This window comes from Streptomyces sp. NPDC006140 (assembly GCF_040628815.1).
Lineage (GTDB): Bacteria > Actinomycetota > Actinomycetes > Streptomycetales > Streptomycetaceae > Streptomyces.
The window spans coordinates 71,045-91,619 of record NZ_JBEXTS010000008.1 but is presented as its reverse complement, the minus strand read 5'-3'; the positions used below and the strand labels follow the sequence as shown (position 1 = coordinate 91,619).

At 73.1% G+C, this 20,575-nt stretch carries 19 protein-coding genes; 14 read left to right on the top strand and 5 right to left on the bottom strand.

Features of this window, described 5'->3' with window-relative positions; translation table 11 throughout:
* Window positions 1–40: 40 nt before the first annotated feature.
* Complete coding sequence (locus tag ABZ386_RS21510; RefSeq protein ID WP_351342864.1) at window positions 41–1,186, top strand: type ISP restriction/modification enzyme; 1,146 nt, start codon at window positions 41–43, stop codon at window positions 1,184–1,186.
* Here the strand turns inward: ABZ386_RS21510 and ABZ386_RS21505 are convergent.
* Window positions 1,183–1,908, bottom strand: a complete 726-nt coding sequence (locus ABZ386_RS21505) for a TetR/AcrR family transcriptional regulator (RefSeq protein ID WP_356502321.1) — start codon at window positions 1,906–1,908, stop codon at window positions 1,183–1,185. The two genes, ABZ386_RS21510 and ABZ386_RS21505, sit on opposite strands and share 4 nt — an antisense overlap.
* 63 nt (window positions 1,909–1,971) lie before the next feature.
* Here ABZ386_RS21505 and ABZ386_RS21500 point away from each other — a divergent pair, with 63 nt between their 5' ends.
* Both ABZ386_RS21500 and ABZ386_RS21495 read left to right on the top strand, forming a co-directional pair.
* Window positions 1,972–2,928 (top strand): ATP-binding cassette domain-containing protein, encoded by a 957-nt coding sequence (locus tag ABZ386_RS21500; protein WP_351342869.1) that lies wholly within the window; start codon window positions 1,972–1,974, stop codon window positions 2,926–2,928.
* Window positions 2,925–3,707 carry an ABC transporter permease gene (locus ABZ386_RS21495; protein WP_351342871.1) on the top strand — a complete coding sequence of 261 codons (783 nt, stop codon included), beginning with the start codon at window positions 2,925–2,927 and terminating at the stop codon, window positions 3,705–3,707. Before ABZ386_RS21500 ends, ABZ386_RS21495 begins: the two co-directional genes overlap by 4 nt.
* 182 nt (window positions 3,708–3,889) lie before the next feature.
* On the opposite strand, the gene ABZ386_RS21490 is transcribed toward ABZ386_RS21495, so the two are convergent.
* From ABZ386_RS21490 to ABZ386_RS21480, 3 genes are all read right to left on the bottom strand, one after another.
* A complete protein-coding gene (locus ABZ386_RS21490) occupies window positions 3,890–4,156 on the bottom strand; it encodes a hypothetical protein (protein WP_351342873.1) in 267 nt (88 codons plus the stop codon).
* A gap of 126 nt (window positions 4,157–4,282) precedes the next feature.
* The gene (locus tag ABZ386_RS21485) at window positions 4,283–5,101 is read right to left on the bottom strand and encodes an anti-sigma factor (protein WP_355719615.1); all 819 of its coding nucleotides are present in this window, start codon (window positions 5,099–5,101) and stop codon (window positions 4,283–4,285) included.
* A complete protein-coding gene (locus ABZ386_RS21480; RefSeq protein WP_114251141.1) occupies window positions 5,098–5,640 on the bottom strand; it encodes a sigma-70 family RNA polymerase sigma factor in 543 nt (180 codons plus the stop codon). The genes ABZ386_RS21485 and ABZ386_RS21480 overlap by 4 nt, the downstream gene beginning before the upstream one ends.
* A 226-nt stretch (window positions 5,641–5,866) precedes the next feature.
* On the opposite strand from ABZ386_RS21480, the gene ABZ386_RS21475 reads away from it, so the two are divergent.
* The 4 genes from ABZ386_RS21475 to ABZ386_RS21460 all read left to right on the top strand — a co-directional run bounded on the left by ABZ386_RS21475 (window position 5,867) and on the right by ABZ386_RS21460 (window position 12,407).
* A complete protein-coding gene (locus tag ABZ386_RS21475; protein WP_358965560.1) occupies window positions 5,867–7,399 on the top strand; it encodes a DUF4331 domain-containing protein in 1,533 nt (510 codons plus the stop codon).
* A gap of 103 nt (window positions 7,400–7,502) precedes the next feature.
* Window positions 7,503–9,077, top strand: coding sequence for a tetratricopeptide repeat protein (locus ABZ386_RS21470; RefSeq protein WP_358965558.1), 1,575 nt, complete (start codon window positions 7,503–7,505; stop codon window positions 9,075–9,077).
* Window positions 9,074–10,681 carry a nickel transporter gene (locus ABZ386_RS21465; protein WP_358965556.1) on the top strand — a complete coding sequence of 536 codons (1,608 nt, stop codon included), beginning with the start codon at window positions 9,074–9,076 and terminating at the stop codon, window positions 10,679–10,681. Before ABZ386_RS21470 ends, ABZ386_RS21465 begins: the two co-directional genes overlap by 4 nt.
* A gap of 79 nt (window positions 10,682–10,760) precedes the next feature.
* Window positions 10,761–12,407, top strand: coding sequence for a protein kinase (locus ABZ386_RS21460; protein ID WP_351342884.1), 1,647 nt, complete (start codon window positions 10,761–10,763; stop codon window positions 12,405–12,407).
* A 4-nt stretch (window positions 12,408–12,411) separates the two neighbouring features.
* Here ABZ386_RS21460 and ABZ386_RS21455 read toward each other — a convergent pair whose 3' ends face one another.
* Window positions 12,412–13,218, bottom strand: a complete 807-nt coding sequence (locus ABZ386_RS21455; protein WP_351342887.1) for an SGNH/GDSL hydrolase family protein — start codon at window positions 13,216–13,218, stop codon at window positions 12,412–12,414.
* A 338-nt stretch (window positions 13,219–13,556) separates the two neighbouring features.
* Between ABZ386_RS21455 and ABZ386_RS21450 the strand changes: the two genes are divergently transcribed.
* The 7 genes from ABZ386_RS21450 to ABZ386_RS21420 all read left to right on the top strand — a co-directional run bounded on the left by ABZ386_RS21450 (window position 13,557) and on the right by ABZ386_RS21420 (window position 20,336).
* A complete protein-coding gene (locus ABZ386_RS21450; RefSeq protein ID WP_358965554.1) occupies window positions 13,557–14,762 on the top strand; it encodes a S8 family peptidase in 1,206 nt (401 codons plus the stop codon).
* A 472-nt stretch (window positions 14,763–15,234) separates the two neighbouring features.
* Window positions 15,235–16,056: a glycosyltransferase family 2 protein gene (locus ABZ386_RS21445; protein ID WP_356524896.1), complete on the top strand. Its 822-nt coding sequence runs from the start codon at window positions 15,235–15,237 to the stop codon at window positions 16,054–16,056.
* A complete protein-coding gene (locus tag ABZ386_RS21440; RefSeq protein WP_351342890.1) occupies window positions 16,053–17,042 on the top strand; it encodes a glycosyltransferase family 2 protein in 990 nt (329 codons plus the stop codon). The genes ABZ386_RS21445 and ABZ386_RS21440 overlap by 4 nt, the downstream gene beginning before the upstream one ends.
* A gap of 22 nt (window positions 17,043–17,064) precedes the next feature.
* On the top strand, window positions 17,065–17,838 hold the full coding sequence (locus tag ABZ386_RS21435; protein WP_356673665.1) for a polysaccharide deacetylase family protein: 774 nt from the start codon (window positions 17,065–17,067) through the stop codon (window positions 17,836–17,838).
* Between the two features lie 76 nt (window positions 17,839–17,914).
* Window positions 17,915–19,009, top strand: a complete 1,095-nt coding sequence (locus ABZ386_RS21430) for a DUF5925 domain-containing protein (protein ID WP_351342892.1) — start codon at window positions 17,915–17,917, stop codon at window positions 19,007–19,009.
* 100 nt (window positions 19,010–19,109) lie between these two features.
* The gene (locus ABZ386_RS21425) at window positions 19,110–19,505 is read left to right on the top strand and encodes a hypothetical protein (protein ID WP_351342894.1); all 396 of its coding nucleotides are present in this window, start codon (window positions 19,110–19,112) and stop codon (window positions 19,503–19,505) included.
* 60 nt (window positions 19,506–19,565) lie between these two features.
* A complete protein-coding gene (locus ABZ386_RS21420) occupies window positions 19,566–20,336 on the top strand; it encodes a DUF72 domain-containing protein (RefSeq protein WP_358965552.1) in 771 nt (256 codons plus the stop codon).
* The last annotated feature ends 239 nt before the right edge of the window (window positions 20,337–20,575 follow it).

Genomic DNA, 20,575 nt, shown 5'->3' with positions numbered 1-20,575 from the left:
CGTTCCCCGCGCCCCTACGGGGCGCTGGACACGTCGTACGATGCGGGGCGTGACGCACGACGACGCTCCGCTGCTGGCGGACCTCATGCCGTGGTCCGTCGCACCGCCCCGGCTCGGCCGGGGCTGGCCGGCGGGCCCCGACGCGGCGTCCCTGAAGGCCCGCTGGGACGCCTTGGTGAAGGCCGAGGGGCCCGACCGCGAGACGCTGTTCGAGCCGAGCCGCTCCCGCACGCTGCACACGGCGGTCGGCCAGTTGCCGGGCCGGGCCGACAGCGGTACGGAGAAGCTGGTGCGCGCCTCGGGACCGTGTCCGGAGCCGGTGCGCGTGCTGCTCGCGCCCTTCGACGAGCAGTGGCTCATCCCCGACCAGCGGCTGATCGACGCGGCCCGCCCGGAGCTGTGGCGCGTGGCGGACGAGCGGCAGGCCTTCCTGGTGGAAGCGCCCGACGCCCTCCTCGTCACCTCGCTGCTCCCGCTGCTCCGCCCCGGCCGCGTCCGCCCCCTCTTCCGGCGCCCGGGCGGCCGCGAACCGAACCTCGCCCCCGGCCTGCTGGAGCACCTGGGCGCCCGCCTGGGCAGCACGCCCGCCCCGCTGGACGTGCTCGCCTGGATCACGGCCTCGGCCCGCCCGGACCTCACCGTCCCGCTGACCGGGGACGCCGACGAGTGGGAACGGGGCCTGGAGCTGGGGCACCGGATGCTGTGGCTGATGCGCCGCGACGGCGAGCGCCCGAAGCTCCCCGGTGGCCGCCGCCCCTACGTCCGCGCCCCGCTGCCCTCCCGGCCGCTGACCCTGCGCTACGACCGGGACGAGGAGGCCCTGCTGCTGGACGAGGGCCGCATCTCCCCGGTGCCGCCGGAGGCCTGGGACTTCGAGGTGGGCGGGGTCCGGGTCCTCGAGCAGTGGTTCACCGCACGCGTCGCCGATGCCGAGCCGGGCACCCTGGCGGCGATCCGCCCGACCGTCTGGCCGCAGGCCTGGACGTCGGAACTGCTGGAGCTGGTCACGGTCCTGGCGCTCCTGGCCGAACTGCGCCCCCTGGACGACCTGGCGCTCCCCGACCCGGTCACCACCGCCGAGCTGACCGAGGCGGGCGTCCTCCCCGTACCGTCGGCAGCCCGCCGCCCGGCCTCGGTCCTGGACGGCCCCGAGGAGGGCCCGGAGGGTCAACTCGCGCTGCTCTAGGGCCTCTTGCGGAAGTCCGGGTCGAAGGCGTCCATGACCCGTTCGAGCGCCCGCCGGAACACCGCCTCCAGATCGACCGGACCGCTCTGCTCCATGAAGGCCGCGGCCAGTCGCGGATACGCGCCGGTGGCCACCTGGCTGCCCAGATAGGCCATGCGGACCGCGTTCTCCTCCGCCACGGACCACGGCATGGAGCGGGTGCGCTCGACGGTCGCGATGTCGTTCGCGGTGTAGGTCGTCACCACGCCGTTGAGCAGCGCGATCAGCTCCGTCTTCGCGCCGCCCGGGACGTCCAGCGGTTCGAGGCAGGCCAGGCAGTGCTCCAGGTACCGCAGCGTGTTGGGGCCGAAGCCGTGCACCCCCGCCATCAGGCGGGGCACCCAGGTGTGGCGGTACATGATGGCGCGCGTCTCCTCCGCGTTGCGGAGCATGTCGGCGCGCCAGTCGCCGGTGGGTTCGAACAGCTCGTGCTCGGCACCGACCGCGTCGATCATCAGCTCGTACAGGTCCTCCTTGCGGGGGACGTAGTTGTAGAGCGACATCGTGCCGCAGCCCAGTTCGGCGGCGATGTGCCGCATGGACACCCCGTCCAGGCCCCGCTCGTCCGCGATCCGCACGGCCGCCGCCGCGATGCCGGCGCGGGTGAACGCCGGTTTCGGCCCACGGCCGGTGCGCTCGGGGCGCGCCCAGATCACTTCGGGTACGGCAGCTCGGCCCGCCATCGATCATCACCTCGGCCACCATCCTAGTTACGTACACCGTACGTAGTGCGCTATGGTCATGCCATGACTTCTACGTACGCTGTACTTAGTGAGGGTCTCGAAAAGAGGTTCGGGGAGGTCCGCGCCCTGCGCGGGCTGGATCTGGCGGTCGCCGAGGGGACGGTGTGCGGGGTCCTCGGGCCGAACGGGGCGGGGAAGACCACGGCCGTGCGGCTGCTGACCACGCTGCTGCGGCCTGACGCGGGCTCCGCCCGGGTCGCCGGGCACGACCTGGTCCGCGAGGCCGCCGCCGTGCGCGGCCGGATCGGCGTCACCGGTCAGGACACCTCGATCGACGGTGACCTCACCGGCAGGCAGAACCTCCAGCTGTTCGGCCGGCTGCACCGGGTGCGCGGTCCGGCCGGCCGGACCGCCGAACTCCTCGACCGCTTCGGGCTGACGGAGGCCGCCGACCGGCCCGCCTCCACCTACTCCGGCGGCATGCGCCGCCGCCTGGACCTCGCGGCGAGCCTCATCCGCCGCCCCGACGTGCTGTTCCTGGACGAGCCGACGACCGGACTCGACCCGGCCAGCCGCAACCTCGTCTGGGACGTGGTGCGCGGCCTGACCGCCGAGGGCACGACCGTGCTGCTCACCACGCAGTACCTGGAGGAGGCCGACCGGCTCGCCGACGACATCGCCCTGGTGGACCGGGGCCGGGTCGCGCACACCGGGTCGCCGGCACAGCTCAAGGCGCTGGTCGGGGCGCACGCCGAGGTCGTCGTGCCGGATGCGGACGTGCTCACGGAGGCGGCGGCCGTGCTCGACCGGCTCACGGGCGGGCAGCCGTCGTTCGACCGGGAGCGCAACGCCGTCGCCGTGGTCAGCAAGGACCCGACGCTCACCCTCCCGCTGCTGGTACGCGCCCTGGACACGGCGGGCGTGCCGCTGCTCGACGCGAGCCTGCGGCCCCCGACCCTCGACGACGTGTTCCTGCGCCTCACCGAGAACACCGACACAGTGAAGGAGCGTGCCGCATGAGCATGCTGGCGTACGACGGGACCGCGATGCTGGGCCGCCAGCTGCTGCGGATACGGAACAACCCCGGGCTGCTGATCCTCACCCAGACGATGCCGATCAGCATGCTGCTGTTCTTCGGCTACGTCTTCGGCAGCGCGCTGGCGATGCCGGGCGAGGCCTACCGGTCGTTCCTCGTGCCGGGCCTGCTGGTGGCGACCGCGTCGGGCGGGATCATGACCGGCATGTTCCAGGCCGCCCAGGACACCCACCGGGGCGTGGCGGGCCGCCTCCGTACGCTTCCGATGAGCCGGGCGGCCGCACCGCTCGGTCAGGCCGCCGCGGACCTGGTGGTCACGGCGGCCGGGACGGTGCCGTTCCTGCTGGTGGGGCTCGCGGTGGGCTGGCGGGTCGAGGGCGGCGCGTTCGAGGCGGTGGCGGCCTTCGGGCTGTTGCTGCTGTTCCGCTTCGCGTGCACCTGGGCCGGGATCTACCTCGGCCTGCTCACCCGCAACGAGGAGGCGGCCGGTCAGCTCGGCGGGGCCACCTTCCTGCTGCCGCTGCTGTCCAGCGCGTACATCCCGACGAGCGGGCTGCCGGGATGGCTGCGGACGGTCGCCGAGTGGAATCCGATCAGCGCGGTGACGACGGCCCTGCGGGACCTCTTCGGCAACGCGCCGGTGCCGGACGGGGCGGCCTGGCCGGTGGCCCACCCCGTGGCGGGGTCACTGCTGTGGTGCGCGGTGCTGCTCGGGGTGTTCGTGCCGCTGGCGGTGCGCCAGTACGCGCACGGGGAGCGGTGAACGGGCGGTTCGGGCACCGGGGCCGCGCGGAGCCCCCGGTCACTGCCGGGCGGGGATGAGGCAGCCGACAGGGGGCGTACCGCGCTCGGGAACACACCTGGCGCCGCTGCGTGCCGCGGGGATGACGGACGACGAGTGCGCAGCGTGCGCCGGGGGCGGTGCGACCGCCCGAGCGCGGGCCCCTACCTGCCGCCGAACAGCGAGCGGCGCAGTCGGCGCAGCGGTGCGAAGAGCGAGACGCGGCGCACGCGCGCTCCCCTGCCGCTGCGGTCCTGCGGCCGGCGCGCGGTCAGTTCGCGCATCAGCGAGGTCGCCTCGACCGTCTCCCGCTGCGGGACGGCAGGGCCCGCCAGCACCGAGAGGTGGCGGTCGAGGCGCGAACTGGTCGCGCTGCTCCCGCAGGTGATCGCAGGGACCCTGGCCCTGCTGCGCACTGTTATCTGTTCCATGTCACTCCCCACCCGTACGAGTCCACCCGGCCCGGGCAGGTTAACCCTATCGCCCCGTCCGAGCACACGTGTATCGCGGTCACAGGATTCACCTTCCCCATAAGGGGGTTGACGATGTATCTCCGATCACTCTCCGAATCCAACAGATTTCAGGGCGAGTTGGACGATCGGCTGCGTAGTGGGCTGCGGCGATCCGCCCGCGGGCTCGACGGTCACGGCCAGTGACGTCGCGGAGGTGCCGAGACCGGTCGCGACCAGCGGCGTGTCGCCCTCGAAGAGGCCCAGGGAGCGTGGTTGCGCGCCCGGGCGCATGAGCCACAACTGGTGCACGCGGCCGCCCGGCGGGGCACCGTATCCGCCGAGGGTGACCACCGCGCTCCCCTCCGTGGCGGAAGCGATCACTCCGATGGTGCGGCCCCGCCCGTCCCGGCCGCTGCTCGCGCGGGCGTCCGGAGCTGAAAGAACGTGGGCGATCTCACGTGACCGGTCGCGTTCGGCGGCCAGTTCGTCCTGGGTGCGGTTCGCCTGCACGGCGAACAGGGAGGCGACGACGAGGGCCGCGGCTGCGGTGGCCGTGGCGAAGGGCACGAACAGCGGGATCCGGCGCCGCTGCCGCTGCCGGGGCGGCGGCTGGGTGCCCCACACGTGCGGCGGCAGCTGCGTCGCACGCGCGCGTGCCGGCGCCCGAGCGGTGTCCTGGGGCGCGGGGTCCTGCGGGGTCGTCCGTACGGCGGCCATGACCCGGTCGCGCAGGGCGGCCGGGGCCGGGGCGGCGGCCGACCAGGCGAGCCGGACGGCGTCCTCGGACAGGGCGCGCACCTCGGCGGCGCAGCGTTCGCAGCCCTTCAGGTGCTTCTCGAAGCGGACCCGTTCCAGGGGGTCGAGGGCGTCGAGCGCGTAGGGCGCGGCGAGCGAGTGGAGGTCCTCGCGTCGGAAGAGGCTCATGCCACACCTCCGAGGCAGTCGCGCATCCGGGTCAGCCCGTCGCGCATCCGCGTCTTGACGGTGCCCAGCGGCAGGGAGAGCCGCTCGGCCACCTCACGGTACGTGTAGCCCTCGTAGTAGGCGAGCGTGACCGACTGGCGCTGCAGGACCGTGAGCCGGTCCAGGCAGCGGCGCACCAGTTCGCGTTCCAGACCGGCCTCGACCTCCTCGGTGACCTGGTCGAAGGCCGGCTGGTTCGCGCGGAGCGCCTCGCGCTGCTCGCGCTCCCCGGCCGCGCGGGCGCTGCGCACCCGGTCGACGGCGCGGCGGTGGGCGAGGGTGAGGATCCAGGACATCGCGCTGCCGCGCCCCGGGTCGAACTTCGCGGCGGACCGCCACAGTTCGAGCAGCACCTCCTGAGCCACCTCCTCCGACTGGGCGGGGTCGCGCACCACACGCCGTACGAGCCCGAACACCGGGCCGGACACCAGCCCGTACAAATCCTCGAACGCCCTCTGGTCCCCGCTCGCCACGAGCAGCAGCAGTTCGTCCGCCTCCACTCGGTCCCCCTCTCCGAGGCCGCACCGGGCCTGTCCCCTCACGCGAGGCATTCGCAACGCACACACCTCCGGCAGGGGTTACGGATCAGCGCGCCGAAAATGCGGGTCGCCGGAGATGAAACAACCTTTCAAACGCGCCGTAAGAACGTTTGAGATTCGACCAATCCGCTTCGCCGACCGCTCCGAAGGGTGTGTGTCAGGCAAGTTGGCACGGAGGACGGACGGCATGACACCTATCTCCAGGACCGGTGCGGGACGCGGGAGCATCGCGACCGCGATCTGTGGTGCGCTGGCCGCCGGCGGGCTCGCGGCCGCCGGTGTGACCGCGCTGGAACCTGAGGCGGCCTCCGCCTCGAGTCACCGGGAGGCCCCGCTGATCTCGGGGACCCCGCAGTACGACAACACGGACGTGTACGCGTTCGTCAGCCCGGACAAGCCGGACACGACGACCATCATCGCGAACTGGATCCCGTTCGAGGAGCCGGCGGGCGGGCCGAACTTCTTCACGTTCGCCGAGGACGCCCAGTACGACCTGCGCATCGACAGCAACGGTGACGCGAAGGAAGACCTGCTGTTCCGGTACACCTTCAAGACGCACACGAAGAACGACAAGACGTTCCTGTACAACACGGGTCCCGTCGAGAGCCTCGACGACCCCGACCTCAACATCACGCAGACGTACGACCTCGAACTGATCAAGCTGCGCGACCTCAAGGCGGTGTCGAAGACCAAGGTCGCCGACGACGTGCCGGTGGCGCCGTCGAACGTCGGCAAGGCGTCGATGCCGGACTACGACACCCTGCGCAAGCAGGCGATCCACAAGCTCGCCGGCGGCGCCCAGACGTTCGCCGGGCAGGCCGACGACCCGTTCTTCCTGGACCTGCGCGTCTTCGACCTGCTGTACGGCGGGAACCTCTCCGAGGTCGGCAACGACACGCTCAAGGGCTACAACGTCAACACGATCGCCCTGCAGGTCCCCAACAGCTTCCTCACCGAGTCGCACGAGCAGCCGGTCGTCGGCATCTGGTCGACGACGCAGCGCAAGAACGCCCAGGGCTACTTCGCGCAGGTCTCGCGCCTCGGCAACCCGCTGGTCAACGAGGTCGTCAACCCGCTGAAGGACAAGGACACGTTCAACGCGTCCGCGCCCCGGGACGACGCCCAGTTCCTGAAGAACGTCACCAACCCGGAGCTGCCGAAGCTCATCGAGGCGATCTACAAGATCCCGGCGCCGGACGAGCCGCGCAACGACCTGGTCGACGTCTTCCTCAAGGGTGTCAAGGACCTCAACCAGCCGCCGCACGTCACGCCGTCGGAGCAGCTGCGCCTCAACACCTCCATCAAGCCGGCCGCGAAGCCCAAGCGGCTCGGTGTCCTCGACGGCGACAACGCCGGTTTCCCGAACGGCCGCCGGCTCACCGACGACGTGATCGACGCCTCCCTCCAGGTCGTCGAGGGTGAGCTGCTGGGCGCGAAGAACGACCTGGGCGACGCGGTCGACAAGAACGACAAGGACTTCGAGAAGGCCTTCCCGTACGTCGCGCTGCCGACGGAGGGTTCGCGCGGGCCGCTCGCCAAGGGCGTGGACGACGGCAACGACGTCCGCAGCCAGCTGGGCGACGCGCTCCAGCCGGCGAACGCGCAGGGCTCGGACGACATGCGGCTGATCGCCGCGTCCGCCGGGGCCGGGGCGGGCGGCATCGTTCTGATCGGCGCGGCCCTGATGTGGTGGCGCCGCATGCGGAACCGGGCGTACTGACCCGTTCCGCTCCCCTGGCCGGCGCGGCCCGTTCCCACCCATCCCCCACGGCACGGGCCGCGCCTTCCCCTCCCGCACCAGCACCCCCGACCGAGGAGAGGTCATGCCTCCGCGTACGACCGACAGCACACCGGAGAGGCGCGACGACCGCCCGCAGCCGACGGAACCGGAGGGCGGGGCCCTTACGGAGGGCGAGTCGCGTGCGGCGGAGACGGTCGAAGGTGGCGACTCCGGCGCCGGGAGCGAGCCGCACGGCGGCATCGACCCCACCGACGCCGATGCCGCCGACGTCGACCGGCGCGTGGCCGCGATGCGGCGGGCCGCCGACGGGGGGCGGCGTTGGCGGGCGGCTCATCTGGCCGGGTGTGCCGCGCTGCTGGCGGTCGCGCTGACCGGCGGTGCCGTCGCCTTCGGGGGTGCGGGGGACGGCGGTGCGGGCGCCGGTGCCCAGGCCGTGTCCGCCGCCGGGGCGCTGTCGCCCGGCGATCTCGCCCGGGGCGATCTCGCCGCCGGGATCGCGTCCCTCCAGCGGCACCTGCGTGTCCAGCCGAGGGATCACGGCAGTTGGGCCACCCTCGGGGTCGCCTACGTGGAGCAGGCCCGTACGAACGGCGACCCCTCGCGCTACCCGCAGGCCGAGCGCGCGCTGCGGCGGTCCCTTTCCCTGAAGCCCGGCAACGACCAGGCCCTCGCCGGCCGTGCCGCCCTGGCCGCCGCACGGCACGACTTCCCGGGCGCCCTGGAGTACGCCGACCGGGCCCTGAAGCAGAACCCCTACAACGAACGCGCCCTGTGCACCCGTATCGACGCCCTCGTCGAACTCGGCCGGTACGACGACGCCGCCCAAGCCGCCGACACCGCGGACGACCGGCGCCCCGGCGTGCCCGTCTTCACGCGGTACGCGTACGTGCGCGAACTGCGCGGCGACGTCCGCACGGCACGCGAGGTGCTGGAGCGCGCCCTGGACTCCGCCCACGCGCCCGCCGACATCGCGTACGTCGCCACCGCCCTCGGCCAACTCGCCTGGAACCAGGGCGAGTACAGGACGGCCCTCGACCACTACGCCCGCGCCCTCGCCGCCGACGACGGCTACCTGCCCGCCCTGGAGGGCCGCGCCCGCGCCCAGGCCGCGAGCGGCGACCGGGCGGCGGCCGTCAAGGGGCTGGAGCAGGTCGTCGCCCGCTCTCCGCTGCCCGGCCCGCTCGTCGCGCTCGGCGAGCTGTACGAGGACCGCGGCGCCGACGGCGACCGGGCCAAGGCCGGCGACCAGTACGCCCTGGTGGACGCCTGGACGTCCCTCGCCCGCGCGGGCGGGGTCAACGCCGACCTGGACACGGCGATGGCCGCCGCCGACCACGGCGACAGGAAGGCGGCCCTGCGCGCCGCCCGCGCCGAGTGGGAGCGCCGGCACAGCGTGCACACCGCCGACGCCCTCGCCTGGGCGCTGCACGTCAACGGCCGCGACGCGGAAGCCCTGCCGTACGCCCGCCGGGCCACGGCCACCGGCTACCGCAACGCCGCCTTCCTCTACCACCGCGGCATCATCGAACGCGCCGCCGGCGACGAGCGCGCCGCCCGCGACCACCTCAAGGCCGCGCTGGACCTGAATCCCGGCTTCTCGCCCCTCGGCGCGCGCGAGGCCCGTACCGCACTCGAGGACCTGGAGGGGAACCGGTGACCCTGCGCCGGCTGTTCGCGTCCGGCGCCGCCGTCCTCACGGCCGCCTGCGCGCTCACCCTGCTGCCCGCCGCCACGGCGAGCGCCCACCCGCTGGGCAACTTCACCGTCAACCGCTACGACGGACTGGTCGCCGCCCCCGGCGAACTCCGCGTCCACCACGTCGAGGACCTCGCCGAGATCCCGGCGACCCAGGCGAAACCGGAGATCGAGCGGCTGGGCATCGCCCTGTGGGCCCGCGAGCGGTGCGCCGCGGCCGCCCAGGACAGCCGGGTCACCGTCGACGGCCGGGCCGCCCGCCTCACCGCCGAGCGCAGCCACGCGCGCGTGCGGCCCGGGCAGGCGGGGCTGGACACCCTCCGCGTGGAATGCGAACTGACCGCTCCGCTCCCGGCGGACCGGGAGAGCGTGTCCCTCGGTTTCCGCGGCGCGGGCGCCTCCTCCGGCCCGGGCTGGCGGGAGATCACGGCGCGGGGCGACCGTATGACGCTGACCGCGTCGGACGTACCGCGGAAGTCGGTATCCGGCGAACTGACCGCGTACCCGGAGGAGTTGCTGTCCTCCCCCGCCGACACGGCGTCCGCCGCGCTGCGCGTGCGCCCCGGCGGGCCGGCCCTGGCCGACGAGGAGTCGGACGCCCCCGCCGCCTCGGTGCTGCCGCGCGGTGCCGATCGCTGGACACGGGCCCTGGACGAGCTGGTCGCCCGGCACGACCTCACGGCCGGTTTCGCCGCGCTGGCCCTGCTCATCGCCGTCGTCCTCGGCGCGATGCACGCGCTCGCCCCGGGCCACGGCAAGACCATCATGGCCGCGACGGCGGCGGCCCGGGGCGGCCAGGCCCGGATGAAGGACGTCCTGCCCATGGCCGCCTCGGTGACGGTCACCCACACCCTGGGCGTGGTCGCCCTCGGCCTGCTGGTCACGGCCGGTTCGGCGGCGGCCCCCTCGGTGATCGCCTGGCTCGGCGTCGCCAGCGGGATCCTGGTGACCCTGGCCGGCGCGAGCCTGCTGCGCCGCGCCCTGCGCAACCGCACGCACCCCCACCGGCACGGTCATACGCACGACCACGACCACCACCACAGCCATGACCACGACCACGGGCATGACCATGATCATGAACACGGGCATGATCACGACCACGCGCACGGGCACGGGCACGGGCACGGGCACACCCACCCGCACGACCACAGCCACCCCCACTCCCACCCCCACACCATCGAGCACACCCATGGCGGGTTCACCCACTCCCACCCCGTCGCCCCCACCCTGCGCGGCACGATCCTCATGGGATTCGCGGGCGGGCTCGTGCCCAGCCCGTCCGCCGTGGTGGTGCTCGTCGGTGCCGCCGCCCTCGGGCAGGCCTGGTTCGGTCTGCTGCTCGTCGTCGCGTACGGCGTCGGGCTGGCGCTCACCCTCACGGCCGCCGGGTACGCCGTCGTCAAGGCGGGCAGCGGCATGACCCGGCTCCTGGACCGGCGCCCCCGCTGGACGGCGGGGCCGATGGCGGCCCTGGTGCGCCGGACCGCCCCGCTCGGCTCGGCCTTCGCCGTCGTCGTCCTCGGGGCCGGACTCGTGTTCAAGGGGGCGGCATCCGCACTGGGCTGAGTTACGTTCGTGAGGAAATCCGACGTCCTGGGGAAAACAGACCTCATGGAGATTCCGCCCGGCTGCGAATGGGGGCGCCGTGTCCGAAGAACCGGGCCATGAGCGGGTGATCGCGGGCCGCTACCGGCTCCTGGCACCGCTCGGCGAGGGCGGCATGGGGACGGTGTGGCGCGCCCGCGACGAGCTGCTGCACCGCGAGGTCGCCGTCAAGGAGGTGCGCGCCCCGGCCGGGCTGGGAGGCGACGACGTGCGGCGGATGTACGCCCGGCTGGAGCGGGAGGCGTGGGCCGCGGCCCGGGTCGCCAACCGCAACGTGGTCACGGTCTACGACGTGGCGACGGACGAGGGCCGGCCGTGGATCGTCATGGAGCTGGTCCGCGGCCTGTCCCTGGCCGAGGTCCTGGACGCCGAGGGACCGATGGCACCGCAGCGGGCCGCGCACATCGGCGCGGAGGTGCTGGCCGCGCTGCGGGCGGCGCACGAGGCCGGGGTGCTGCACCGGGACGTGAAGCCCGCCAACGTACTGATCGCGAACGACGGCCGGATCGTGCTCACCGACTTCGGGATCGCCATGGTCGAGGGCAGCTCCGCGCTGACCATGACCGGGGAGGTCATCGGCTCGCCCGAGTTCCTCGCCCCGGAGCGGGCGCTCGGCCGCACGCCCGGCCCGGAGTCGGACCTGTGGTCGCTCGGGGTGCTGCTCTACGCGGCGGTGGAGGGCCACTCCCCGTTCCGGCACGACACCCCGCTGAGCACACTGCGCGCGATCGTCGACGAGGAGCTGCCGCCGCCGTACCGGGCCGGTCCGCTCGCCCCGGTCATCGAGGGGCTGCTGCGCAAGGACCCCGAGCAGCGGCTGCCGGCCGAGCGGGCCGAGCAGGAGCTGCGGATCATCGGCGCGGGCGGCTCGCCGCGCGCGGACACCGTACGGGCGGTCCCGTATCCGCCGACCGTGGCGGCTCACCCCGAGCCCTCTCGCACGCCCCCGATGCCCTTCCCGGGGCAGCCGGCCGCGTCCGGCTCGGGGGCTGCGACGGCCACCGGTCAGCACCGCGACCGCCGGGCCGGCCGGGTGCTGGTCGCGGGCGTGGCCGCGCTGGCGCTGGCGGTGGCCGGGCTGACGTACGCGCTGCTGAACAACGGGGGCGGCGACGGCAACGGCGACCGGGGCGCCGGGGTGGGCACGCCCACCGAGACGAAAAGCCCGCCGCGGAACACCGGGAACGGGAAGTCGAGCCCCTCCCCGACGCCGAGCGAGAGCGAGAGTGAGGCAAGCAGTCCGCCGCCGCAGTCGGTGCGGGTGGCCCTGGACGGCACGCGCACGGACTACTCGGGCCCGTGCCCGCCGCAGAACGCGCGGGCGCCGAGGTTCACGGCCACGTTCACGGTGGGGCGGCTGCCGGCCGAGGTGCGCTACCGCTGGGTGACGCAGGACGGCTCGGTGCTCGACGGCGGCTGGAAGACGCTGTCGTTCCCGGAGGGCGGCGGCCGGACGAAGCAGGACGCGGTGACCGTGACGACGGACGCGGAGAGCGGGACGTTCGAGAACGAGATCGGCGTCGAGGTGCGGGAGCCGGTGCGCACGACGTCCGACTCGGTGCCGTTCTCGATCACCTGTGAGACGGAGACCCCGACGGGCGGGGCCTCCCCTTCTGCTTCGGACGCGGAGTCGGACCCGGGTTCGGATCCGGGTTCGGACACCGAGTCGGACCAGGACTCCGGCTGAACGGTCAGTCGTTGGCGTTGAGCACGGGCAGGTAGCCGCCCGACTGGCCGGGCGCCTTCGGGTGGTAGGACTCGCCGATGTTGAGCCAGTTGACGCTGTGCAGCCAGGAGTCGCCGGAGCAGATCTCGTGGCCGGTGAAGGCGCCGCGTACGTCGCCGAAGGTGAAGCCGTGGTTCGCGGCGCGCTTGGCGATGGCGGTGTTGAGGTGGTCGGAGGCGTCGTTGATGGCCTTGCGCTTGGTCTCGGAGAGGCCGAGGCAGGTGGTGCCGAGCTGGTAGAAGCGGGGGTAGCCGAGCACGACGACGCGGGCGGCCGGCGCCTTGGAGCGGATCGCCGAGTACACGCTGTCGAGCTTGCCGGGCAGGGTGGAGTCGACGTACGCCCGGGCGGTGTTGATGCGGGAGACGCAGGCGCTGTCGGACTGGGTCACACAGGTCGTCATGACGTCGGCGAACCCGGCGTCGTTGCCTCCGACGCTGACGGAGACGAGGGCGGTGGCGGCGCTGAGCGGGGCGAGCTGTCCGGACAGAACATCACCCGTTCGGGCGCCGGAGCAGGCCGTGAAGTCGAAGGTCGAGGGTGAGTGGGCGGCGGCCCAGAGGTAGGGGTAGGCCTTCGTGCTGCGCTTGCAGTCGCCGCTGGAGCTGATGTAGCTGCCGGCGCCCACTCCGGAGGAGTAGGAGTCACCGAGCGCCACATAGCCGCCAGTTGCGGCGAGTGAGGACGCCTGCGCCGTGGCTGCCCCGGTGAGGGCGGTGCCGGCGGCGAGGAGGAGTGAGCTCACGAGGACGACAAATCGGGAACGTCTCATGGAACCTCCCTTTAGCAGGATCTCTGCCATAACCGTCGTAGCAGCTACGCGTGTTGACAGGAAGTGTCCATGCCAAGCCTTTTCGGCCCTTTCCGGGATGCTCACGGCGCGTTCACCGCACGTCGTGTTACGCGTTCGGGACTCGTTGTTACGCGGACATGACAGATTTGTTGACTAGTGCTCAACTCTCTTGTTCTACGCCGGTAGATGGCCGACGCTTTACTCCGGCCGCGAGCGGAACGCGACGCTCCCGGTCCGTGTGCGCGAGCACGCGCACACCCCCCACATGACGCGCGCCCCACCCAGGCGCGCGCCGCCTAGAGGAGGACTCCCTCGTAATGGCACAACTGCGTAGCAAGAGACTCGGGTTCGCCGCGGTCACCCTGTCGGCGACCGCCGCCCTCGTGGGCGGTCTCACCGCCCTCCCCGCCCAGGCCGCCCCCGCCGAGGGCCGGGTGCTCGCCGCGGACTCCCCGGCCGCCGTCAAGGACAGCTACATCGTCACGCTCAAGAAGAGCGCGGGCCTGAAGGCGTCCTCGGCCGCGGGCAAGGATCTCGTGGAGGAGTACGGCGGCACGGTCAAGAGGACGTTCGGCAAGGCGCTGAACGGCTACTCCGCCGCCCTCTCCGCCACCGAGGCCCGGCGGCTCGCCGCCGACCCCGCGGTGGCCTCCGTCGAGCAGGACCAGCGCGTCACGCTCGCCGCCACCCAGACCAACGCCCCCTGGGGCCTGGATCGCATCGACCAGGCCTCGCTCCCGCTCTCCGGCACCTACACCTACCCGGACAGCGCGGGCAGTGGTGTCACGGTCTATGTGATCGACACCGGTGTGCGCATCACCCACCAGCAGATCAGCGGTCGGGCCGCGCACGGCTACGACGCCGTCGACGGCGACACCAACGCCTCCGACGGCAACGGCCACGGCACCCATGTGGCCACCACCATCGCGGGCTCGACCTACGGCGTCGCCAAGAAGGCGAAGATCGTGGGCGTGCGGGTGCTGAACAACAGCGGCTCCGGCACCACGGCGGGCGTGATCGCGGGCGTCGACTGGGTGACGAAGAACCACTCGGGCCCCTCGGTCGCCAACATGTCGCTCGGCGGCGGCGCCTCCGCCGCCCTGGACACGGCGGTCCGCAACTCCATAGCCAGCGGCGTCACCTACGCCGTCGCCGCGGGCAACAGCAGCACCAGTGCCTCCTCGTCCTCTCCGGCCCGGGTCGCCGAGGCGATCACGGTGGGCGCCACCACCAGCACGGACGCCAAGGCGAGCTACTCCAACTACGGCTCGGCCCTGGACATCTTCGCGCCCGGCTCCTCCATCACGGCCGGCTGGCACACCAGCGACACCGCCACCAACACCATCTCCGGCACCTCGATGGCGACCCCGCACGTCGCGGGCGCCGCGGCGGTCTACCTGGCGGGCCACACCTCCTCCTCCCCGGCCCAGGTCGCCTCGGCCCTGGTCGGCGGCGCCATCACCGGCAAGGTCACGAGCGCGGGTTCGGGTTCGCCGAACCGGCTGCTGCAGCTCGTGCCGTAAGCACGAACATCTGAACGGCCGTTCCCCGGCAGGCGTGACGCGCCTGCCGGGGAACGGCGTTTATGTGACGGGAACCTTTCAACTTGCGCCCCACAAAGCACCTCCCGCAACGACCAAACCAACAAAAACGTGAGGGGCCGTTCCAGGTCTTGCCATACGGGTTCAATCGTCAATACCGTCATACATCTCACCCGCATCGGTCCGTCAGTACGCGGCTCTAGGGGAGGGCTCAAGGACCGCGACGTACCGGCGCGGGGCGCGGTAGGGGGGTGCCGTGCTCGGTGACCGCAACTGTCTCCGGGCCGTGCCGCGCGGTCGGCTGCCGTTTTCCGGGGCCGGCCAGCTTTGCCAGCTCACCCGGCGTGCCCGAAGCTCCATCTCGGCGTGCCACGGGTGAGAACCCCCCTTTCGAACCGGACTGGATCCGGACTGCCCTGGGGGGGCGGTCCACCGGACGAGAGGGCCCCGACTCATGAGCTCAGTTCTGCAGCCGGCCGTGACGGACGAACGTCCGCCGACCGCGGCGAAGTACCGGCCCGTCTCCTCTCACCTGGCGATAGCGCCGCCGGTGAGCGTGGTCATCCCGGCCATGAACGAGGCGGAGAACCTTCCGTACGTCTTCAAGACCCTGCCCGACTGGATCCACGAAGTGGTCCTGGTCGACGGCAACTCCACCGACGACACCGTCCAGGTGGCCCGCGAGCTGTGGCCCGGGGTCAAGGTCGTCGAGCAGCGCGGCAAGGGCAAGGGCGACGCCCTGATCACCGGCTTCCAGGCCTGCACCGGCGACATCATCGTGATGGTCGACGCGGACGGCTCGGCCGACGGCAACGAGATCGTGTCGTACGTCTCCGCGCTGGTCTCCGGCGCGGACTTCGCCAAGGGCTCCCGCTTCGCCAACGGCGGCGGCACCGACGACATGACCTTCATCCGCAAGATGGGCAACTGGGCGCTGTGCACGGTCGTCAACCGCAAGTTCGGCGCCCGCTACACCGACCTGTGCTACGGCTACAACGCCTTCTGGCGGCACTGCCTCGACAAGATCGACCTGGACTGCACGGGCTTCGAGGTCGAGACGCTGATGAACATCCGGGTCGTCAAGGCCGGGCTGAAGGTGCAGGAGATCCCGAGCCACGAGTACCTGCGCATCCACGGCACGAGCAACCTGCGGGCCGTGCGGGACGGGCTGCGCGTGCTGCGGGTGATCCTCCAGGAGCGCTCCAACCGCCGTGCGCTGCGCCGCCGTCCGGAGCGGTCGCCGATGCTCGACGCCGTCCGGGGAGAGGTGCGTTGAGCGGTCCCGACGTCTCCGTCGTGATCTGCGCCTACACCGAGGACCGCTGGGAGGACATCCTCGCGGCGGTCTCCTCGGTGCGGGCGCAGTCCCGGCCGGCCCTGGAGACGCTGCTGGTCGTCGACCACAACCAGGCCCTGCTGGACCGTCTCGGCAAGGAGTACAAGGAAGCCGGCGACGTGCGGGTGCTCGCCAACGCGGGCCCCCGCGGCCTGTCCGCCGGCCGCAACACCGGCATCGCCGCCGCGCGCGGCGAGGTCGTGGCGTTCCTCGACGACGACGCCGTGGCCGAGCGCGACTGGCTGCGGCACTTCGCCGAGGCGTACGAGGACCCGCGGGTGCTGGCGGTCGGCGGGCGCACGGTGCCGGTCTGGGCGTCGGGGCGGCGGCCCGACTGGTTCCCGGAGGAGTTCGACTGGGTGGTGGGCTGCACCTACCGGGGCCTGCCGCGCGGCCGGGTCCGGGTGCGCAACGTGCTCGGCGGCAACGCCTCGTTCCGGCGCAGCGCCTTCGACGCGGCGGGCGGCTTCGCCACCGGCATCGGCCGGGACGGCGACAAACGCCCGCTGGGCTGCGAGGAGACGGAACTGTGCATCCGCCTCAGCCGCGCCCGGCCCGACGCGGTGCTGCTCATCGACGACCGCGCGGTCATCCACCACCGGGTGCCCGAGGTCCGCGAGCACTTCCGCTACTTCCGCACGCGCGCGTACGCCGAGGGCCTCTCCAAGGCCCTGGTGGCCCGGAGCGTCGGCGCCGACAAGGGCCTGGAGTCCGAGCGCCGGTACGCGACCCGGGTGCTGCCGGCCGGGGTGGCCCGGGGGCTGCGGGACGCCGTGCTGGCCCGGCCCGGGGGCGCGGGCCGGGCGGGCGCGATCGTGGCCGGGGTGCTGACGGCGGCGGGCGGATACGTCGTCGGCAGCGTCCGGGCCCGCCGGGGCGGGACGACGTTCCAGGTGCCCGCGGTGGAGGTGACGGCCCGTGAGTGACGACACCCGCGTACCGATCCTGATGTACCACGCGGTCGCGACCGACCCGAACGAGGCGACCCGGGCGCTGTCCGTGACCCCGGAGGCGTTCGCCGGGCAGATGGCGGTGCTCGCGGACCGGGGCATGACCCCGCTCACCACGGCCGATCTCGCGGCCCGCTGGCGCTCGGGCCGCCCGCTGCCCGACCGGCCGGTGCTCATCACCTTCGACGACGGCTACGAGGGCGTGCACCGGCACGCCCTGCCCGCCCTCGCCAAGCACGGCTTCCCGGCCACCCTGTTCGTCTCGACGGGGTGGCTGAGGGGCCCGTACGACACCGGGGGCGGCCTGGACACCATGCTGGACTGGGACCAAGTGCGCGAACTCGCGGCGGCGGGCGTCGAGATCGGCGGGCACAGCCACAGCCACCCGCAGCTCGACCAGGTCTCCGAGGCCACCCTGCGGTTCGAGCTGATCCACTGCAAGGAGATCGTCGCGGACCAACTGGGCACCGTACCGGCCTCGTTCGCCTACCCGTACGGCTACTCCAGCCGCCGGGTCCGGCAGGCGGTGCGCGAGACGGGGTACGCCCAGGCCCTCGCCGTCGGTAACGCCCTCGCGCGCCGGACGCAGGGGCCGTACGCCCTGCGGCGCGTGACGGTGCGCCGCAGCACGGGCACCGATGAGTTCGAGCGGCTGGTCGAAGGCCGCGCGATCGCCCGTACGTTCGCCAGGGACCGCGCCCTGACCAAGGGGTACGCCGTGGTCCGCAGGACACGCCAGGCACGCCGGCTGGTGTCCCGCCTCGGGGCTTGACCCGCACCTGCGAAAACGCCGCGTGCGCACCGGGAAACCGGGTGCACGCGGCGCCCGCGTGCCGGATCATGGCGGCATGTCTGGGAACCCGCACGAGGCGCTGCCGATCCGGCTCAACGTCGACGACTCCGACTCCCCGTCCGACGTCGTCGACGCGCTGTTCCTCGGCCGCTTCGCCACGGGCGAGCAGCCGTACTCCCACGCGGCCAACATCGACCGCGTCCGCTCCGGCGCGACGCTGATGCCGCCCGGCGCCCGCGTACTGCGCGTCGCCCGGGACGACGACCGCAGCGCCACGCTCGCGGAGGGCGACGGCTGGACGCTGCTGATCTCCCGCTGGAACCGGGGCGCCGACGTGACGGTGACGGCGACCAGCGCGGAGCTGGCGAAGAAGGTCCTCGACCAGGCCACGGACGGCGCGGCGGACGAGCCCGAACCGCAGCCGGAGAACGTCACGATGGGCTTCTGGTACGTCTCCCCGCGCCGCGGCCCGCACCGCACGACACGCCAGATCGCGGCGGGCACCTGGGACGAGGTGCGGCCCAACTACACGGCGCCGGTGGCGGACGCCATGGACCGCCTGATGAAGACGACACCGGAGGACATCGCGGGCCGTCTCCTGCTGCTGCACGGCCCGCCTGGCACCGGCAAGACCTCGGCGCTGCGGACCCTGGCCCGCTCCTGGCGCGACTGGTGCCAGGTGGACTGCGTGCTGGACCCCGAGCGGCTGTTCTCCGACGTCGGCTACCTCATGGACATCGCCATCGGCGAGGAGGACGCGACGGGCAAGGGCCGCTGGCGGCTGCTGCTCCTGGAGGACTGCGACGAGCTGATCCGCGGGGAGGCCAAGCACACGGCGGGCCAGGCGCTGTCACGGCTGCTGAACCTGACGGACGGACTGCTCGGCCAGGGCCGCAACGTCCTCGTCGGCGTCACCACCAACGAGGACCTGGAGCGCCTCCACCCGGCCGTCGTGCGCCCCGGCCGCTGCCTCGCCCGCATCGAGGTGGGTCCGCTGACCCGCCGGGAGGCGGTGGGCTGGCTCGGCACGGAGGAGGGCATCGGCCGCGAGGGCGCCACCCTGGCCGAGCTGTACGCGCTGCGCCGGGGCACGTCCCCGACGGCCCTGCCGGAGCCGCGCGAGGGCACGGACGCGGGGCTGTACCTGTAGCCCTGGGCGGACACAACTGCCTCTCACCTTCCTGTTACCCGGGCGTGCCAGGGTGTGCGCGGCGGCGGCACCGCGCTGCGCCGGGACTGAGGAGGGCCTGATGGCACATACGGCACCCACCGTGTTCAGCGAACCCGCCCACCGCCTCGCGCGGTGGGTCCTGCCCGTCGCCCTCGGTCTCGTCTACGGCAACTGGGTGGCGGTGAACCGGCGCCACGGCGGTCCGATCACCGGGTCGGATCTGGCGTGGGGGGTGTGGAGTGCGCTCGCCTTCGTGGCCGTCTGCGTCGCCGTGGTGCAGGTGACCCGGCGCCTGCGGCGCGACCTGCACGCCCTGCACGCCCTGCTCCGGGCCGTCTTCGCCGGTGTCGCGCTGGGCTTCCTCTACAGCCAGACCGGCGACGACCTCCGCCCGGTGGTCATCACGTCGGTGCTGGTCACGGCAGGCGTCTTCCTGCTGCTGTTCTACCGCTTCCACACGCGCGCCGACGCGTAGCGGCCCGGAGGACCGGATCGCCACCGCCCCCTCCGTGGCATCCGGTGCTTTGATGGAGGTATGACCCTGTACGTCGGTACGTCCGGGTGGCAGTACAAGGACTGGCGGGACGTCCTGTACCCGTCCGGGCTGCCGATGCGGCTCTGGCTGGAGGAGTACGCGGGGCACTTCGCCACCGTCGAGATCAACAACGCCTTCTACCGGCTTCCGGCCCGGGAGACCTTCGAGGACTGGCGGGGGCGGGTGCCCGGGGACTTCGTCGTCGCGGTCAAGGCGAGCCGCTATCTGACCCACATCAAGCGGCTGAAGGACCCCGAGGAGCCGGTGCACCGCCTGATGAGCCACGCGGCCGGTCTGGGCGACCGGCTCGGGCCGGTCCTCCTCCAGCTCCCGCCCAACCTGCGCGCCGACCCGGGTCTGCTGGACGCCTGCCTGGCCTGCTTCCCGGCCTCGACCCGGGTCACGGTCGAGCCCCGCCACGACTCCTGGTGGACGCCGGAGGTCCGCTCCGTCCTGGAGTCCCGGCGCGCCGCCCTGTGCTGGGCCGACGTCCTGGCCCGCCCGGCGACTCCGCTGTGGCGCACGACCGACTGGGGTTACGTCCGCTTCCACCAGGGCCGCGCCCACCCCTGGCCCCGCTACGGCCGCCGCTCCCTCGCCACCTGGCTCGACCGCGTCGCCACGACCTGGACCGGCGGCGAGGACGTCTACGCGTACTTCAACAACGACCCGGGCGGCGCGGCGGTGGCGGACGCGAGGGCGTTCGCGAGGCTGGCCAGGTCGGCGGGTCTGGACATCACACGGACACCGGAACACCTGGCCCGCACGTGAGTCCCGCCGCGACGGTGCTCGCCCTTCCCCCGCGACGCCACGCCTCTCTTCTCCGCCGCGACGCCGCTCGGCCTTCCCCCGCGACGCCACGCCTCTCTTCTCCGCCGCGACGCCGCTCGGCCTTCCCCCGCGACGCCACCCCTCTCTTCTCCGCCGCGACGCCGCTCGGCCTTCCCCCGCGACGCCACCCCTCTCTTCTCCGCCGCGACGCCGCTCGGCCTTCCCCCGCGACGCCACGC

Coding starts and splice junctions, on each gene's coding strand:
- ABZ386_RS21510 (WP_351342864.1), top strand. CDS start 41: ATGCGGGGCGTGACGCACGACGACGCTCCGCTGCTGGCGGACCTCATG.
- ABZ386_RS21505 (WP_356502321.1), bottom strand. CDS start 1,908: ATGGCGGGCCGAGCTGCCGTACCCGAAGTGATCTGGGCGCGCCCCGAG.
- ABZ386_RS21500 (WP_351342869.1), top strand. CDS start 1,972: ATGACTTCTACGTACGCTGTACTTAGTGAGGGTCTCGAAAAGAGGTTC.
- ABZ386_RS21495 (WP_351342871.1), top strand. CDS start 2,925: ATGAGCATGCTGGCGTACGACGGGACCGCGATGCTGGGCCGCCAGCTG.
- ABZ386_RS21490 (WP_351342873.1), bottom strand. CDS start 4,156: ATGGAACAGATAACAGTGCGCAGCAGGGCCAGGGTCCCTGCGATCACC.
- ABZ386_RS21485 (WP_355719615.1), bottom strand. CDS start 5,101: ATGAGCCTCTTCCGACGCGAGGACCTCCACTCGCTCGCCGCGCCCTAC.
- ABZ386_RS21475 (WP_358965560.1), top strand. CDS start 5,867: ATGACACCTATCTCCAGGACCGGTGCGGGACGCGGGAGCATCGCGACC.
- ABZ386_RS21470 (WP_358965558.1), top strand. CDS start 7,503: ATGCCTCCGCGTACGACCGACAGCACACCGGAGAGGCGCGACGACCGC.
- ABZ386_RS21455 (WP_351342887.1), bottom strand. CDS start 13,218: ATGAGACGTTCCCGATTTGTCGTCCTCGTGAGCTCACTCCTCCTCGCC.
- ABZ386_RS21450 (WP_358965554.1), top strand. CDS start 13,557: ATGGCACAACTGCGTAGCAAGAGACTCGGGTTCGCCGCGGTCACCCTG.
- ABZ386_RS21445 (WP_356524896.1), top strand. CDS start 15,235: ATGAGCTCAGTTCTGCAGCCGGCCGTGACGGACGAACGTCCGCCGACC.
- ABZ386_RS21435 (WP_356673665.1), top strand. CDS start 17,065: ATGTACCACGCGGTCGCGACCGACCCGAACGAGGCGACCCGGGCGCTG.
- ABZ386_RS21430 (WP_351342892.1), top strand. CDS start 17,915: ATGTCTGGGAACCCGCACGAGGCGCTGCCGATCCGGCTCAACGTCGAC.
- ABZ386_RS21425 (WP_351342894.1), top strand. CDS start 19,110: ATGGCACATACGGCACCCACCGTGTTCAGCGAACCCGCCCACCGCCTC.
- ABZ386_RS21420 (WP_358965552.1), top strand. CDS start 19,566: ATGACCCTGTACGTCGGTACGTCCGGGTGGCAGTACAAGGACTGGCGG.